This is a genomic window from Microvirga medicaginis (assembly GCF_052658925.1).
On sequence record NZ_JBQWEL010000011.1, the window covers coordinates 32,246 to 46,545 of the forward strand.

The 14,300-nt window shown below is 62.2% G+C and carries 15 protein-coding genes and 1 tRNA gene; 7 read left to right on the forward strand and 9 right to left on the reverse strand.

All coding sequences use genetic code 11. From position 1 onward, the window contains the following. Window positions 1-12 precede the first annotated feature (12 nt). Entirely contained in the window at window positions 13-2,424 is a 2,412-nt protein-coding gene (locus tag ACUXUR_RS14975) for a YfhO family protein (RefSeq protein ID WP_445503164.1), read from the reverse strand. A 305-nt stretch (window positions 2,425-2,729) separates the two neighbouring features. Here ACUXUR_RS14975 and ACUXUR_RS14980 point away from each other — a divergent pair, with 305 nt between their 5' ends. Both ACUXUR_RS14980 and ACUXUR_RS14985 read left to right on the forward strand, forming a co-directional pair. Beyond that, window positions 2,730-3,293: a nitroreductase family protein gene (locus ACUXUR_RS14980; protein ID WP_445503165.1), complete on the forward strand. Its 564-nt coding sequence runs from the start codon at window positions 2,730-2,732 to the stop codon at window positions 3,291-3,293. Between the two features lie 60 nt (window positions 3,294-3,353). Further along, entirely contained in the window at window positions 3,354-3,962 is a 609-nt protein-coding gene (locus ACUXUR_RS14985; protein ID WP_445503166.1) for a flavin reductase family protein, read from the forward strand. Between the two features lies 1 nt (window position 3,963). On the opposite strand, the gene ACUXUR_RS14990 is transcribed toward ACUXUR_RS14985, so the two are convergent. From ACUXUR_RS14990 to ACUXUR_RS15000, 3 genes are read right to left on the reverse strand one after another with little or no spacing between them, the layout of a single operon-like run. Continuing rightward, entirely contained in the window at window positions 3,964-4,830 is an 867-nt protein-coding gene (locus ACUXUR_RS14990) for an HpcH/HpaI aldolase/citrate lyase family protein (protein WP_445503292.1), read from the reverse strand. Then, complete coding sequence (locus tag ACUXUR_RS14995) at window positions 4,830-5,309, reverse strand: MaoC family dehydratase (protein WP_445503167.1); 480 nt, start codon at window positions 5,307-5,309, stop codon at window positions 4,830-4,832. The genes ACUXUR_RS14990 and ACUXUR_RS14995 overlap by 1 nt, the downstream gene beginning before the upstream one ends. A gap of 53 nt (window positions 5,310-5,362) precedes the next feature. After that, the gene (locus tag ACUXUR_RS15000; protein ID WP_445503168.1) at window positions 5,363-6,136 is read right to left on the reverse strand and encodes an NAD kinase; all 774 of its coding nucleotides are present in this window, start codon (window positions 6,134-6,136) and stop codon (window positions 5,363-5,365) included. 51 nt (window positions 6,137-6,187) lie between these two features. On the opposite strand from ACUXUR_RS15000, the gene cutA reads away from it, so the two are divergent. Next, window positions 6,188-6,511 (forward strand): divalent-cation tolerance protein CutA, encoded by a 324-nt coding sequence (gene cutA, locus ACUXUR_RS15005; RefSeq protein ID WP_445503169.1) that lies wholly within the window; start codon window positions 6,188-6,190, stop codon window positions 6,509-6,511. Window positions 6,512-6,514: 3 nt separating this feature from the next. Here cutA and ACUXUR_RS15010 read toward each other — a convergent pair whose 3' ends face one another. Then, a complete protein-coding gene (locus ACUXUR_RS15010; RefSeq protein WP_445503170.1) occupies window positions 6,515-7,507 on the reverse strand; it encodes an MBL fold metallo-hydrolase in 993 nt (330 codons plus the stop codon). Window positions 7,508-7,602: 95 nt separating this feature from the next. Continuing rightward, the gene (locus tag ACUXUR_RS15015; RefSeq protein ID WP_445503171.1) at window positions 7,603-8,403 is read right to left on the reverse strand and encodes a TrmH family RNA methyltransferase; all 801 of its coding nucleotides are present in this window, start codon (window positions 8,401-8,403) and stop codon (window positions 7,603-7,605) included. Window positions 8,404-8,612: 209 nt separating this feature from the next. Between ACUXUR_RS15015 and ACUXUR_RS15020 the strand changes: the two genes are divergently transcribed. From ACUXUR_RS15020 to ACUXUR_RS15030, 3 genes are all read left to right on the forward strand, one after another. Continuing rightward, window positions 8,613-8,789: a hypothetical protein gene (locus tag ACUXUR_RS15020; RefSeq protein ID WP_445503172.1), complete on the forward strand. Its 177-nt coding sequence runs from the start codon at window positions 8,613-8,615 to the stop codon at window positions 8,787-8,789. 395 nt (window positions 8,790-9,184) lie between these two features. Beyond that, window positions 9,185-9,943 (forward strand): glycosyltransferase family 2 protein, encoded by a 759-nt coding sequence (locus tag ACUXUR_RS15025; RefSeq protein ID WP_445503173.1) that lies wholly within the window; start codon window positions 9,185-9,187, stop codon window positions 9,941-9,943. Between the two features lie 27 nt (window positions 9,944-9,970). Further along, a complete protein-coding gene (locus ACUXUR_RS15030) occupies window positions 9,971-10,693 on the forward strand; it encodes a protein tyrosine phosphatase family protein (RefSeq protein WP_445503174.1) in 723 nt (240 codons plus the stop codon). 70 nt (window positions 10,694-10,763) lie between these two features. On the opposite strand, the gene ACUXUR_RS15035 is transcribed toward ACUXUR_RS15030, so the two are convergent. Then, window positions 10,764-10,838, reverse strand: a tRNA-Thr gene (locus tag ACUXUR_RS15035). A 140-nt stretch (window positions 10,839-10,978) separates the two neighbouring features. Here ACUXUR_RS15035 and ACUXUR_RS15040 point away from each other — a divergent pair. Next, entirely contained in the window at window positions 10,979-11,296 is a 318-nt protein-coding gene (locus tag ACUXUR_RS15040) for a hypothetical protein (RefSeq protein WP_445503175.1), read from the forward strand. A 78-nt stretch (window positions 11,297-11,374) separates the two neighbouring features. Here the strand turns inward: ACUXUR_RS15040 and ACUXUR_RS15045 are convergent, their stop codons facing one another. Beyond that, entirely contained in the window at window positions 11,375-13,084 is a 1,710-nt protein-coding gene (locus tag ACUXUR_RS15045) for an MFS transporter (protein ID WP_445503176.1), read from the reverse strand. A 238-nt stretch (window positions 13,085-13,322) separates the two neighbouring features. Continuing rightward, window positions 13,323-14,144: a TrmH family RNA methyltransferase gene (locus ACUXUR_RS15050; RefSeq protein ID WP_445503293.1), complete on the reverse strand. Its 822-nt coding sequence runs from the start codon at window positions 14,142-14,144 to the stop codon at window positions 13,323-13,325. Window positions 14,145-14,300: the final 156 nt, after the last annotated feature.

A 14,300-nucleotide genomic window follows, 5' to 3' on the forward strand; every position in this document is an offset into this window, starting at 1 on the left:
GATAAATATCTATTATCGCACAGGCGTGGCGACGGCGGTCTGGATCGGCTTGTCCTCCGTGTCCACGAGATCGGAAGCCGCCGCAACCAAATTCTCGAGGGACAGGGGCCGGAACTCGAACTCGACCCGGTGCTTGCCCGCAGGCACTTCCACCCCGCGGAACAGCAGGTTGGCGCGCAGCACCGGGCGGCGCTGACCGTCGACGCTCGCCTCCCAGCCCGGATAATAGATATCGTGCAGCACGAGCACACCGTGCTCGCTGCTCTCCACCTCCAGGCTGACGGAGTTACGCCTGTAGCTGACGATCTTGACCGTGCTCTCAGCCTTGTCGGCGGTGGGGCGAACGGGGGCATAATGAGCCTTGAGCAGAGGCATGCTTGCCTGATCGATCAGCGCTTCCGTCTCGCGGTTGAATTCAGGCAACTCGTCCTGGCCGAGCACGGCTTCCGAATCCACGGCCTGCACATGATGGGCCATGTAGGCACGTCGGCCGGATGTGTTGAGACGATAAATCCACATCTTGCCCGTGCCGTAGACGACCTCCGCATCCGCGAGGCGCGGGAAATGGCGGGGCAGCTTTTGGACAGGTCGGTCAAGGACGAGATAATCGAGGCCGAGCAGGCCCGCGAGCTCGCATTCATAGCCCCGGAACGAGGTCGGGAACTGGCGCAGGTTCGGATCCTCGGCATTCTCGCCAGGGCCGATGGCCCGTTCGTAATCGGCCAGACGCAGGGGGTTGTAGCCGATGATGTCCTCGATCTCGAGGACCATGGAGGCGTTCTGCCACGAGCCTTTCAGGCCTAGGATCTCAACGCGGGGGTATTCGCCCTGTTTGTGGCGCTCCGCTAGCTCGCGCTTGAGGATCTGCAGGCCCTGCAGTTGTTCGGGCGGCAATTGGGTGAAGACCGTATAGCGTCCCGCAGGCTCGGCATTGAGAGCCGAGGCGGCATGGCGGCTGATGAGCTCGGCCCCGGTCAGAGCCACGAGTGCGAGCGCAACGGCCTCGCGCCTGTAGGCCGAGCCGCTCAGCTTGGCTACAAGTCCCATGACGAGAACGGCTGCCAAGAGGCCGCCGCCAGCCTCGGTCAGGGTCGAGGGGACTTGCCCGCCTTTGACGGCGAAGGCAAGGGCGCTCGCCAGGGCGGCAACGACGAGAGCCACCGCCAGGACGGGCAGCGCGATGCGGAGCTGGCCGAGGGCCGCCTTGCTCCAGCTCGGCAGCCCTTCTGTCGCATAGCGATGGACGAGGTAACCGGATGAGAAGGCGAGCGCGATGTTGATCAGGAAGGTGGCGTCCGCCGGACGGCGGTAGAGGTTCACGCCCGGCAGATGATCGAAGATGATCTCGAAGCCGGGGGTGTAGCGCCCGAGCGCATAGAGGATCGCGAGCAGGCCGACCACGAGGAAGAACCGGAATTCGCGCGCGAAGAGCCGCCCGCCCGCGATGCCGTGCCAGAGGATGAAGAGGGCCGGGATCGTGCCGATGAAGAGGTAATTGGTGGCCCGGTCGGTCCAGGTACCTTCGGACAGGCTGTGCCAGTCGGGTCCCCAATAATCGTAGGTCCAGCGCAGCGACCCGAAGATGTTGCCGAAGAGGATCGTCGCCAGGCTCTCCGGGGGCAGGGAGCCCATGGCCGCCACGCCGAACCCGAAGGAGGGGCGGGTCGAGGTGGCGAGGAACTGCATGGTCAGAATAACCGGCACCGCCAGCAGCGCGCCGCCGATCAGGGCCATCGTCGCCAGAAGGCCCAGACGCGAGCGAAGATAGGCGAACGGCTTCCGGGCGGTCCAGATGCGGTGCGCGGCGACGCCGATCAGAGTCAGGGCGCAGAGAAAGGCCACCTGATCGCGCCCGATCACCATCAGGGCGGCGCTGACGGCGAAAAGCACGCCGTAGCGATAGGAGCGCCGGTCCAGGGCCTCTTCGAGCAGCCAGAAGGCGAGCGGAAAGAAGCCGTAGCTGAGGATCATTCCCGTGTGCTGCAGACGGGCAGTTGCCGAGCCGCCGAGCATGAACACGATCGCCGCCACCACGGCTCCCGACCAATGCCAGCCGCGACGGCGGAAGATCGGCAGGAAAGCCAGGGCGCCCGGCAGGAAATGAGCGAAGACCACCAGGTCGAAGAGCTCCATGGAGGGATCGGGCTTGAGCCAGCCGAACAGGAGCATGGTGGGCGTGAACAGAAGCGATTGCGGATCGGCGGCGGAGGGGTGGCCGCCGAAATGATAGGGGTTCCAGAGGGGCAGTTCGCCATGGGCGAGGGCCGCGCCGAGATAGCGCAGGGTGGGGTAGAACTGATTTTTGGAATCCCAGGGGACGACGGAGCCGGTCAGGGGCCAGATGGCGGCTGCTGCGGCCCAGGCCGCCAGGATGAGGCCAAGGGCCAGAAAGGTCTGGCGTCTGGACCATTCCAGGCTGGGCATGGGACCGTCGGATCCGAGCAAGGATGACTGCATGTGTTTAACAAACGGCGCTACGCAAACCGGTCCCCTCTTCCTCAGCCAGCCTCTCGCTCGCCTCGGCCAGGAAACCTGCTTGGCGGATCACCGCACTCCCCCTATACATCCGTTGCCGTTTGTTGACTGTGCAACGGCCTGACGTCTTGGAACGCCCGTGTTTCTCAACAGCAGCAAGACGGCGAGACCAAGGCAATGCCTGAGCTCCCGCCTGCGCCCTTACGGGTATTCACGTTCATTGTTCCACATTATCCGAGTTGGATGAAGACCCCATGAATGAAAGTCTTTCCCGCCTTTTGAGCCGCCGCTCCGTGCCGCCGCGCTGGCTGGGAGAGCCGGGTCCGAGCGCTCAAGACATCGAGACCATGCTCACCGCCGCGGCCCGGGTGCCGGATCATGGCAAGCTGGTGCCCTGGCGCTTCATCCTGATCGAAGGCGAAGCCCGGCAGCGGCTGGGAGAGGTTCTCGCCAAGGCCTTTCAGGCCGATAACCCCGGCGCCGATGCTGCGGCGATCGCCGCCGAGCGGGAGCGTTTCTCCCAAGCTCCGCTCGTGGTGGCGGTGGTCTCCCGTGTCGTGCCGCATGTGAAGATCCCGGAATGGGAGCAGATGCTCTCCGCCGGTGCCGTCTGCATGAACCTTCTGAATGCGGCCAATGCCCTGGGTTACGGCGCGTCCTGGCTCACGGGCTGGGCAGCCTTCGACCGCCGGGTGCTCGATGCGCTGGGTCTCGCCCCGAACGAGCGTATCGCAGGCTATGTCCATATCGGCACGGCGAAGGAAAAGCCCACCGATCGCGACCGTCCCAACCTCGCCGACATCGTCACGCGGTTCTAAGATTTTGTTCGTCGCATTTTCTTGCGGCGAACCGGTGCCCACTTCGCCGGAAAATACTCCATGTTCTACGAGACATCGACGAACGCCCACGGCCTGCCGCACGATCCCTTCAAGGCCATCGTGACGCCCCGTCCCATCGGCTGGATCACGGCCATGAGCGAGAAGGGAGAAATCAATCTCTCTCCCTATTCCTTCTTCAACGCGATCGGTGAGCGCCCGCCCATGGTGGCATTCTCGTCGGCAGGCAAGAAGGATGCGCTCACCTTCATCGAGGAGACGAAGGAATTCGTCTGCAACCTCGCGACCTACGATCTGCGCGAGCAGATGAACGCCACCTCCGCCGTTCTGCCGCGCGGCATGAACGAGATGGAGCATGCGGGCCTCAAGGCCGCTCCATCTCGGCTGGTGAAGCCGCCGCGTGTGGCGGATGCTCTCGCTGCTCTCGAATGCAAATGGCTTCAGACCGTCCCGCTCATGCCGTTGGAGGGCGGCGAGCCGTCCTATCATCTCGTGATCGGGCAGGTGGTCGGCGTCCATATCGACGACCGCTACATCGTGAACGGCTTGGTGGATACCGCCGCCATGCGCCCCATCGCGCGCTCAGGCTATCGCGATTATTTCGTCGCGACACCGGAGACGAAGTTTTCAATTACGCGGCCGGGTGGTTAGGTCAGCCAGCCCGCTTCAACAGCCTCTCGGCGCGCAGCAGATGCGGGCGGTCGAGCATCTCGCCATCGACGCCGACGACACCCGCGCCCGGGTTGGCCTTGAAGGCTTCGATCACCGCCCTCGCGCGCTCGATCGCTTCAACCGAGGGTGTGAAGGCCTCGTTGATCACAGGGACTTGTGCCGGGTGGATCGCCATCTTCGCCACGAAGCCGTCGCGGCGCGCAGCGCGGCACTCGGCAGCGAGACCTTCCATGTCGCGGAAATTCGTGAACACGGTGTCGATGGCGTCGACACCGGCTGCTGCTGCGCCAAGGAGCGTCAGCGAGCGGACGAGGCGGTACGGATCGGTATAGACACCGTTCTCGTCGCGATTGGTTTCTGCGCCGAGGTCCGCGGATAGATCCTCGCCGCCCCAAGCGAGGCCCATGAGGCGGTGGCTCGCACCCGCGAAGGTGCCGAGCGCGAAGACGCCCGCTGCATTTTCCGTCGCGATGGCGAGAATGCGCGTTCCGCCATCCTCCAATCCGAATTCCGCTTCGCGCACGGCGAGCTTCGCGCCGAGATGCGCGACATCCGCGCCGCCGATGGTCTTGGGCAGAACGATGCCGTCCGGCGCGGCTTTCATGATGCCGTCGAGATCCGCATCGATCATCCCCGTGGTGAGGCCGTTCACGCGCACATAGAGGCGCGGGCGCTCAGACTTGGAGCGATGCTCGGCGACGAATTCCGACGTGATGCGCCGCGCTTCCTCCTTGGCGTTCAGATCGACGGAATCTTCCAGGTCGATGAGGAGAGCATCGGCTCCTGAGGTGAGGGCCTTTTCGAGCTTCTTCTGGCTGTCGCCGGGGACGAATAGCAGAGAGCGCATCACGCATTCCTCTTGCGCATGAAAGCCTGACGGCGGCACTCGGCGACGAGCGTGCCATCCTGCTTGTAGGCGCGATGGATGAACTCGACGATGCCCGCATTCGGGCGCGACTTCGATTCACGCTTTTCGGCGATCTCCGTCGTCACGTTGACGGTGTCGCCCTCGAAGAGGGGAGCAGGAAATTTCACGTCCGTCATGCCGAGATTGGCGATGGTCGTGCCGACCGTCGTGTCGTTGACGGAGATGCCGATCATGAGGCCCAGCGTGAACAGCGAGTTCATGAGCGGCTTGCCCCATTCTGTCTCGGTCGCGCAGAAATGCGCGTCGATATGGAGCGGCTGCGGGTTTAGGGTCATGTTGGAGAACAGCATGTTGTCCATCTGCGTCACCGTTCTTGTCAGGCGGTGCCTGATGGTGGTGCCCACCACGAAATCCTCGAAATAGAGGCCGCCGCGCGGGTGCCTGTTCTCATCGTTCATGACATCAGTCCTTCTTGTGGCGGAAAGGGCATGTTGTTCACGCCTCCTCGAAATCAATAACCGAACTGCTCCCGCAGAATCCGCTCGTCCAGGCTGTGGCCGGGATCGTGCAGCATCACGAGGTCGACGCTTCTGTCCATGGAAACCTGCACGCGGGACACGTTGCGGAACTCCGTGTGGTCCGCCACCGCGCTCACCGGTCGGTTGTCCGCTTCGAGCACCTCGACCTCGATCCTGGCGTAATCCGGCAGCAGCGCACCGCGCCAGCGGCGCGGGCGAAAGGCGGAGATCGGCGTGAGCGCGAGAAGAGGCGAGTTCAGCGGCAGGATCGGGCCGCCGACCGAGAGATTATAAGCCGTCGATCCGGCCGGCGTGGCGACGAGAATGCCGTCCGCAATGAGTTCGGGAATGCGCACCTTGCTGTCGATGCTCACGCGAAGTTTGCCGGCCTGGTAGGTCTGGCGCAGCATGGAGACTTCGTTGATGGCACGGGCCGTATGCGCCACGCCGTGCACGTCCCAGGTCACCATGAGGAGAGGGTGCACGACGCTGCGCTCCGCATTCTCCAGGCGTTCGAACAACTCGTCTTCCCGGAACTCGTTCATCAGGAAGCCGACCGTGCCCTTGTTCATGCCGTAGATCGGCTTTGCCGTGCCCATGGTGGCATGCAGGGTCTGCAGCATCAGGCCGTCGCCGCCGAGCGCCACGATCACGTCCGCCTCCTCCGGAGGGACATTCTCGTAGCGGCTCATCAGGGTGTGAAGCGCGCTCTGCGCATCAGGCGCTTCACTGGCCACCAATGCAATCTTGTTGAAACGACGGGCCATGCCCAGATACCCTCGCTGCGTCTCAAAGAGGCTACGAAGCACAGGCATAGCATGGATCGCCCACTTCTCGTCTATACGACCTTTCCCGATGTGGATACCGCCCTTTCGATTGGGGAAAGCCTTGTCCGCGACGGCCTGATCGCCTGCATCAATGTGCTGCCGGGGATGCGGTCCGTCTATGCCTGGAAGGGAGCCGTCGAGCGCGGGGAGGAGGCGGTCGGTATCCTCAAAACCCGCAGGGGCCTGCAGGACAAGATCCATCAGGCCTTGAAGGACCGGCATCCCTACGAGACGCCGGTCATCCTGTTCATCGAGCCCTCGGGAGCGGATGCCGCCACCCTGGACTGGCTGATCGGAGAGACGCCGGGCGGTTGATCCTCAAACTGCGGAGCTCCACTGCACCGGCACGAACCGGAAGCCATTGCCCTCCTTCGCGATATGTCCCGTGGCCGGGAAGGGGGCATGATAGAATGCCACCTGCGCCCGCTCCGTGGCCGCCATGTCGAGCATGCGACGGCGGGTGGCGCGGGCCTGCTCCGCGTCCATGTCGAAGACGGCCGACCAATCGGGATTGCGTACGAACAGGGCCGGATGGTTCGTGACGTCCGACATGATCATCAGCTTGGCGGAGCCGGACGAGAGCATGTAGGCCGTGTGGCCGGGCGTGTGGCCAGGAGCGGCGATGCTCGTGAGGCCGGGCACGACCTCCTTGTCCATTTCGTAGCGTTTGACATCTTCAGCGATGGGGCCGAACACCCGGAGTACGCCTTGGAAGGCGCCCTTCATGGCCTCGGGTGCCTGATTCATGCGGGCATCGTCCATCCAGAACGCCCATTCAGGGGCAGGCACCATCACCTCGGCATTCGGGAATACCGCCGTTCCGTCCTTCAGGCGAAGGCCATTGATGTGGTCGCCGTGAAAATGGCTGATGACAACCGTGCTCACCTGGACAGGATCGAAGCCGGCGGCGCGGAAATTCGCCATCCAGCGGCCGGAGGTCGGTGCGCCCATGTCGCCGTTGCCGGTGTCGATCAGGGTGATCTTGCCGCCCTGATTCAGCACGAGGGTGTTGAAGGTGATGGGGAAGGCGTCCGTCGGCAGGAAGGCCTCCTGCAACGCGGCTTGTACGTCTTTAAGCTCTGCGTTCTTGATGAAGCCTTCGACGGGGCGGCGGGCGAAGCCATCATTGATGGCCGTCACTTCGATCTCCCCGACCTTGTAGCGGTAGAAGCCGGGAGCCTGTTGGGATGGAGAGTTAGAAGCGGCGGTGCTCGGCGTAGCTGGGCTGGTCTGGGCCAAGGCGGCGGATCCTCCGATGGGAGCGGTGGCAAGAGCGGTGCCCGCAAGAACGGTACGGCGTGTGATTGTCATCTGTTTCCTCTCGACATCGACGCAGGAGCCTAGAACGGCCTAGCTTCGAAGCAAGAGAATGGCCCTTCACAACTCGGAGAGGAGCCTGCTGTTCCTCAGGAGCGTCGAGAGGTCAGATGGTGCAGGGCGATGCCGCTCGTGGTGGCGACGTTGAGGGAATCGAACCCGCCGCTCATTGGGATGGACACGGTGCGGGTCCGGGCGAGCAGCTCAGGCGGCAGTCCCGGTCCTTCCGCTCCCAACAGCAATGCCGTCCGGCGCGCAGGCTTCACCTGTGAAAGGATCTCTTGGCCAGCAGGAGAGAGCGCCAGGATTTCGAAGGACGCAGCCTGCAAGGCCTTCACCATTGCGTCTGCGGAGGCCATCCGCGTGAAGGGCACGACGAGGGTTCCTCCCACCGACACGCGCACCGCTTTCCGATAAAGCGGATCGCAGCTTTCCTGATCGAGCAGAACGCCCTGCACGCCGAAGGCGGCGGCGTTGCGGAAGATGCCCCCGACATTGTCGTGGTTCGCCAATCCCACCAGGCCGACGATCAGCGCCTCTTGCGGAAGACTTGCCAGAAAGTCTTCGACCGGAGGCTGCGGTGCACGCCGGGCCACGGCCAGGATGCCGCGATGGATTGGAAAGCCCACAATGGCGTCCATCACCTGCCGGTTGGCCGTGTAGACGGGCACATCCGGCGGCAGGCTCTCGAGGACATCGCTCAAGCTGTCGACGCGATTCTCGGCCAGCAGCAGGGACTCGATGGCGAAGCGCGGCTGCTTCAGCAGGACACGCAGAACGACTTCGCCCTCGGCGATGAAGCGATGCTGTCGCCCGACCAGATCCCGCTCGCGCACCGCGCGATAGGGCTCGATCCGAGGATCGTCAGGTTCGGTAATGGCAATCGGCATCAGCTGTGCTTGTCCCTGGCAGAAACGACGTGGTGCACCTCTTCCTAGGGCTTCGGACCTAACGTGGAAACCACTTTTGGGATCGATCCGATGCTCTCTTTATGCAAATGCGCATCGTCTGCAGCCGGGGGAACAACGGCTATGGCTCCCGGTTAGCCTTCCAGCATTGGCAGGGCCGTTCGGTATGGTCCGCCGCAGGGAGATTGACGATGGAATGGGATATAGCAGACGGATGGGTGTGGGCCCTCGTGATCGTCGGCGGACCGCTCCTGCTGGGGCTTTTCATGTATGTCTTCAGCGGCCGCCGCAACCGGCTGAACCGGGTCGAGCGGGAGGTTTCAGAGAAGGGCGCGCACGAGAATTGGGGCAAGGAGCGAATTCATTAGGGCTCGTTTGGCCCGTCGCGCGAGACGGCTTTGGCATGATGCAATGCTGAGCGAGAGGGGCTCGGACTTTGACCCGTTCCGTTCGCCACTCGGACTGCGGATGGGAGAGACCCATGCGCCTTATCAGTCTTACCCTCTGAATCTCAGACATGCTGCGTCGAGAAATGATTGAGGACTAAGGCTTTGAAATTTAAGGGGATTTATCGCCAGCGCCGTGGCAAAGAGTCCCTGGTCATGGCGCTGAGATTGCCTTGGTAAGCGCAAAATGCCATAGACGGCCCACTTTTCGCCGTCTCCGCGCTTGGTTTTTGCCTCATCTCTCGGCCTATATTCCTATGGATCAGACTGCGCCTCTCAATATCCGGCAGCTTAGAGATGCTCGCATACGGCATGATGTGAGTTGCACGGTCATCACCTTCAATGAAGCAGACCGGATCCGGCGCTGCATCGAATCCGTTCGCGGCATTGTCAGCGAGATCATCGTGGTTGACTCGGGCAGCACGGACGGAACACAGGAAGTCTGCCGATCCTTGGGCGCTCGCGTCATTCATAATCCGTGGCCGGGATATGGTCCGCAGAAGCGTTTTGCCGAGGATGCCGCCTCTCATGACTGGATCTTCAACCTCGACGCCGATGAATGGCTGAATGATGGAGTCCGTGCCGAGCTGATTTCGATTCTCAGCCAACCGATCTCGCCGGACGTGCATGGCTTCCGCTTCCACATCAAAACGGTCTATCCCGGAGCCGCCAAGCCCCGCCTCTGGGCTGACGAGCACAATTATGTCCGCCTTTACGACAAGCGTGCCTGCCGCTTTCCGGACAGCCTCGTTCATGATGAGGTCAAGCTTGCGAGGCCCAACAGGGTACAGGTCCGCAAGCCCATCTATCATGAGACGATCCGGTCCATCTCTCATCTCGTCGAGAAGAATCTTCGATATTTCAAGCTCCAGAAGAGAGAGATCCCGAAGAACCCTGCTTTGGTGCTCATCAGGCTTCCGTTCGAGTATATATTGACGCTGTTCAAGTATTATTTCATCAGGCGTCACTTCACCGGTGGCATATATGGCTTTGCCTTGGCTTCCACGATCGCTTACCTGAGGACATATCGGTTGCTGATCCTTGGATTTGGTGAAAAAAGCGAAAGCAGTCGTTGACACTGCCTGACGACACGGAAAACTGGATTGCTGAAGTATTTTCAATCTATCGAAACGCGCAATGCCCGTCGTATGGCGCGCGTCGTGCGTTGGGATCGTCCCATTAGCGGCACCCGTGACCGGATCGCTGCTTGGGTCAACATGCTCTTTGTCGATCACGGGGTATTTCGGCTTATCAATTCCAACCGGCATCTTGTCTCAGACAAGGTCTGGCGCTCCGCGCAGCCTGCCCCGCATCAACTTGCTCGATTGGCCAAGGCGGGGGTGCGAACCATCGTGAATCTGCGCGGTCAGCGCGAGCATGGCTCCTGGCAGCTGCAAAGAGAGGCATGCGACCGGCATGGCCTGGATCTTGTCGAGCTCACGATCCGCTCGAGAGCCGCGCCTTCGATCGAGACCATTCGAGAAGCCAAGAAGCTCTTCGACAGCCTGCAGTATCCGGCGCTCATACACTGCAAGTCAGGTGCCGATCGCGCGGGATTTGCGGCAACCCTCTATCTCATCCTTCAGGAAGGGGCGTCCGTTGCCGATGCCCGAAAGCAGCTTTCCCTTCGCTATGGGCATATCCGATTTGGCAAGACCGGCATCCTCGACGCTTTCTTTGACCAGTACCAGGAAGAGGGCGAGGCTGTCGGCATGCCATTCCTCGAATGGGTCGAACAGAAATATTCGCCGGAAAAGCTGGAGCGCGATTTCCGCCCCTATGCCTTGGCGGATCTGCTGCTGGATAAGGTCCTGCGGCGCGAGTAGACCATAGGCCTAATGGCAAGCGCAGCCACCTTGTGCAGGCTGAATGTCTGATCGTTCGCTGAAGAAGGAATGGTGCCGGTGGAGAGGATCGAACTCCCGACCTTCGGTTTACAAAACCGCTGCACTACCGCTGTGCTACACCGGCCCTCGCGTGGATGCTGAGGTAGCAGCACCCCGCATGGGATGCAAGTTCCATTAAAACAGAAAAATTAAGTGCTCCAGCGCACCGAAACCATCCTCCCGTTGTGGGATTGTCAGGGAAACGATGGTTACGGAGACGCTGCAGTGCGTGACTTAAGTGCTTCAAGCAGAAAGCTGAATCCGCTCTTTGCGAGCCGGATTATTTTCGTCGCGACCCTCGGATTCGCGGCTGGTCTGATCACCGTGCCGCTTCCGACAGAGGCAGCTCATGCCGCTCCCCTGGAGCGTCTTGCTGCAAAGACACTGAAGCAGAACCCGACGGAAGTTGCCGCCAAGGATGTGGAGGAAACGGGCGCCATTCAGACGGATACGCCGGACACCTCGACCTGCGATCGGTCCCGCAAGCGGCTGTTTGTCGAGGGCGAGGGCTGGATCGTTCGCAAGGTCACGACCTGCTACTGACCGGCTGACGGCCGGACGCAGAAATGAAAAGCCCCGCCGTATTGGCGGGGCTTTCCGTTGTCGGCTTATGCAAGGCGCTTAACGCGCACCCTCATAGGTCATGATATCGCGATCCTTCGTCTCCGGCACCAGGAGGAGGCCGACCACGAAGGTCACGAGAGCGATCACGATCGGATACCAGAGGCCGTAGTAGATGTCGCCGGTGGCCGCCACCATCGCGAAGGCGGTGGGCGGCAGCAGACCGCCGAACCAGCCGTTGGCGATGTGGTAGGGCAGCGACATCGCGGTATAGCGGATGCGGGTCGGGAAGAACTCGACCAGAGCCGCGGCGATCGGGCCGTACACCATCGTGACGTAGATCACGAAGAGCGTGAGGATCGCGATCGCCTTCAGAGCCTGGGCATTGCCGAGAGCGGAGAAGAAGCCGTCAACCTTCAGGATGCTCGGATCGCCAGCCTTCGGATAGCCGGCTTCCACGGCGGCATTGGTGAGGCCCGTGATATTGGTCGGAACGTCCGGAGCCAACGTGGCGTCCTTGCCGTTGAAGGTCACCTTCGTCGGGGTCCCAGCGGCGGCCGGAACCAGTTCGTACTTGATCGCGGCGCGGGCCAGGGCCACGCGGGCGACGTCGCACGGAGCGGTGAAGGAGCGGATGCCGACCGGGTCGAACACCGAGCCGCAGCTGGCGGGATCGGCTACGACCTGGACCTTCGCCGTTTCCAGAGCCTGGGTCAGGCGCGGGCTGACGACGTTGGTGAGGGCATGGAAGAGTGGGAAGTAGGTGATCGCCGCGAGCAGGCAGCCGCCGAGGATAACCGGCTTGCGGCCGATCCTGTCGGACAGGGCGCCGAAGATCACGAAACCCGCCGTGCCGATGATCAGCGACCAGGCGATGAGCACGTTCGAGGTGAGCAGATCGACCTTGAGGATGCTCTGGATGAAGAACAGGGCGTAGAACTGGCCCGTGTACCACACCACGGCCTGACCGATGGCGAGACCGATGAGGGCGATGAGCACCATCTTCACGTTGCGCCACTGGCCGAAAGCCTCCTTCAGCGGGGCCTTCGACTGGGTGCCTTCGTCCTTCATCTTCTTGAAGGCCGGGGATTCCTGCATCTGCATACGAATCCAGACCGAGATGCCGAGAAGCACTACGGAGAGAAGGAACGGAAGGCGCCAGCCGGCGATGGCGTAGCCTTCGCCCGTCTGGAAGCCCTTCTCGCCCATCCAGGTGCGGAGCAGCAGGATGACGACGAGGGACAGGAGCAGGCCGAAGGTGGCCGTGATCTGGATGAAGCTGGTGTAGAAGCCGCGGCGCCCGACGGGGGCGTGCTCGGCCACGTACACGGCAGCGCCGCCGTATTCGCCGCCAAGAGCAAGACCCTGGAGCATGCGCAACACGATCAGGACCACAGGGGCAATCCATCCGATCTGGTTGTAGCTGGGCAGGAGGCCGACGAGGAAGGTCGAGCTGCCCATGATCAGAATGGTAACCAGGAAGGTGTACTTGCGGCCGACGAGGTCGCCGATTCGGCCGAACACGAGGGCGCCGAAGGGGCGCACCAGGAAGCCTGCCGCGAAGGCGAGGAGCGCAAAGACGTTGCGGGTCGTCACGTCGAATGCGGAGAAGAACTGCGCGCCGATGATCGTGGCGAGAGATCCGTACAGATAAAAGTCGTACCATTCGAACACGGTACCGAGAGAGGAGGCCAGAATGACCTTCTTCTCCTCGCGCGTCATAGGCCGTGCTGCGCCGGCCGAACGCGCTGTAGTGGCTGCTGTTGCCATAGCGTTCCCTTCCATATTGGTAAGCCCGGTGGTCCGGGTCTTGAAGTGCCAAGCTTGCTGTCGCTCGCTTGAGCTGAGGCATCGTGGCCACAGGGAGTGGCCAAGAATCCCATGGAAGGTGAGGCTAACGCTGCCGGTACTCTCCACAATTGCCAATTCGTATTTGCGACTTCCGTCTAAGGACGCTTGAGGCAAGAAAAACGTTTTTCCTGCCAAACGCTTATACAGAAAGGCTTTGCTAGGCGCCTGGCTTGGCGACGGCCTTGGTCACAGCAAAAAGCGAGATCGCTGCCGCATTGGAGACGTTGAGGCTCTTGATCTCGCCGGGCATGTCGAGACGGCCGATCACGTCGCAGCACTCACGGGTCCGCTGCCGCAATCCTTTGCCTTCCGAGCCAAGCACCAGGACGAGGGGCAGTCTCAGCTGCAGTTCATCGATATTCGCCTCGGCTTCCGAATCAAGGCCGATGCGCTGGAAGCCACGCTCGCCCAGGGCGGTGAGGGTATCGCCCAGGTTCTTCACGATCATGAAGGGAACGTGCTCCAGGCCTCCCGAGGCGGATTTTGCCAGCACGCCTGTCGCTGCCGGGCTGTGGCGGGCGGTAGTGATGATCGCCTCTACGTCGAAAGCCGCCGCCGTGCGTACGATGGCGCCCACATTGTGTGGATCCGTGATCTGATCGAGGGCCAGAACCACGCGCGTGCCGCTCAAGGCATCCACAGACGGCGAGGGCAGGGGATCGGCTTCAACGTAAAGTCCCTGATGGACAGCGTCAGGCTCCAGGAGACGGTTGATATCGTCCGGTCGCACCAGCTCGGGCTCCAGGGGGAGTGGAACATTCTCCTCCTGGAGGCGGCGCAGGGAATTCTCGGTGGCGAGCAGGCGGCGGATCGTCCGCTTCCCATTGCGAAGCGCCTCCACCACCGGGTGCCAGCCATAGAGAATTGTGGTGTCGATCTCGTGCGGCGGGCGCCAGGGCTGGGAATCGCGGCGGCCCTGTCTCTTGCCCTGCGGGCGCTGGAAACGGGGCTTGCGGGGATGGAAGGGGCGCTCGCTCATGATGCTCTGGTCTCGTGTGATGAAGGCACGCCCATAGCACAGGGAACGCGCATTCACGATCTATCATAGAAACATTGCGCTTTGCTGTTGACACCGGGCATGAGGGTCACCATAAGAGCGCCACCGAGCGGCCGCACCATGGTGGGACGCTTCGGG

Bases quoted from the DNA above. Each gene is read 5' to 3' on its own strand.
- ACUXUR_RS14980 (WP_445503165.1), top strand. From the start codon at position 2,730: ATGAATGAAAGTCTTTCCCGCCTTTTGAGCCGCCGCTCCGTGCCGCCG.
- ACUXUR_RS15000 (WP_445503168.1), bottom strand. From the start codon at position 6,136: ATGGCCCGTCGTTTCAACAAGATTGCATTGGTGGCCAGTGAAGCGCCT.
- ACUXUR_RS15020 (WP_445503172.1), top strand. From the start codon at position 8,613: ATGGAATGGGATATAGCAGACGGATGGGTGTGGGCCCTCGTGATCGTC.
- ACUXUR_RS14985 (WP_445503166.1), top strand. From the start codon at position 3,354: ATGTTCTACGAGACATCGACGAACGCCCACGGCCTGCCGCACGATCCC.
- ACUXUR_RS15015 (WP_445503171.1), bottom strand. From the start codon at position 8,403: ATGCCGATTGCCATTACCGAACCTGACGATCCTCGGATCGAGCCCTAT.
- ACUXUR_RS15010 (WP_445503170.1), bottom strand. From the start codon at position 7,507: ATGACAATCACACGCCGTACCGTTCTTGCGGGCACCGCTCTTGCCACC.
- ACUXUR_RS14990 (WP_445503292.1), bottom strand. From the start codon at position 4,830: ATGCGCTCTCTGCTATTCGTCCCCGGCGACAGCCAGAAGAAGCTCGAA.
- ACUXUR_RS14975 (WP_445503164.1), bottom strand. From the start codon at position 2,424: ATGCCCAGCCTGGAATGGTCCAGACGCCAGACCTTTCTGGCCCTTGGC.
- cutA (WP_445503169.1), top strand. From the start codon at position 6,188: ATGGATCGCCCACTTCTCGTCTATACGACCTTTCCCGATGTGGATACC.
- ACUXUR_RS14995 (WP_445503167.1), bottom strand. From the start codon at position 5,309: ATGAACGATGAGAACAGGCACCCGCGCGGCGGCCTCTATTTCGAGGAT.
- ACUXUR_RS15045 (WP_445503176.1), bottom strand. From the start codon at position 13,084: ATGGCAACAGCAGCCACTACAGCGCGTTCGGCCGGCGCAGCACGGCCT.
- ACUXUR_RS15050 (WP_445503293.1), bottom strand. From the start codon at position 14,144: ATGAGCGAGCGCCCCTTCCATCCCCGCAAGCCCCGTTTCCAGCGCCCG.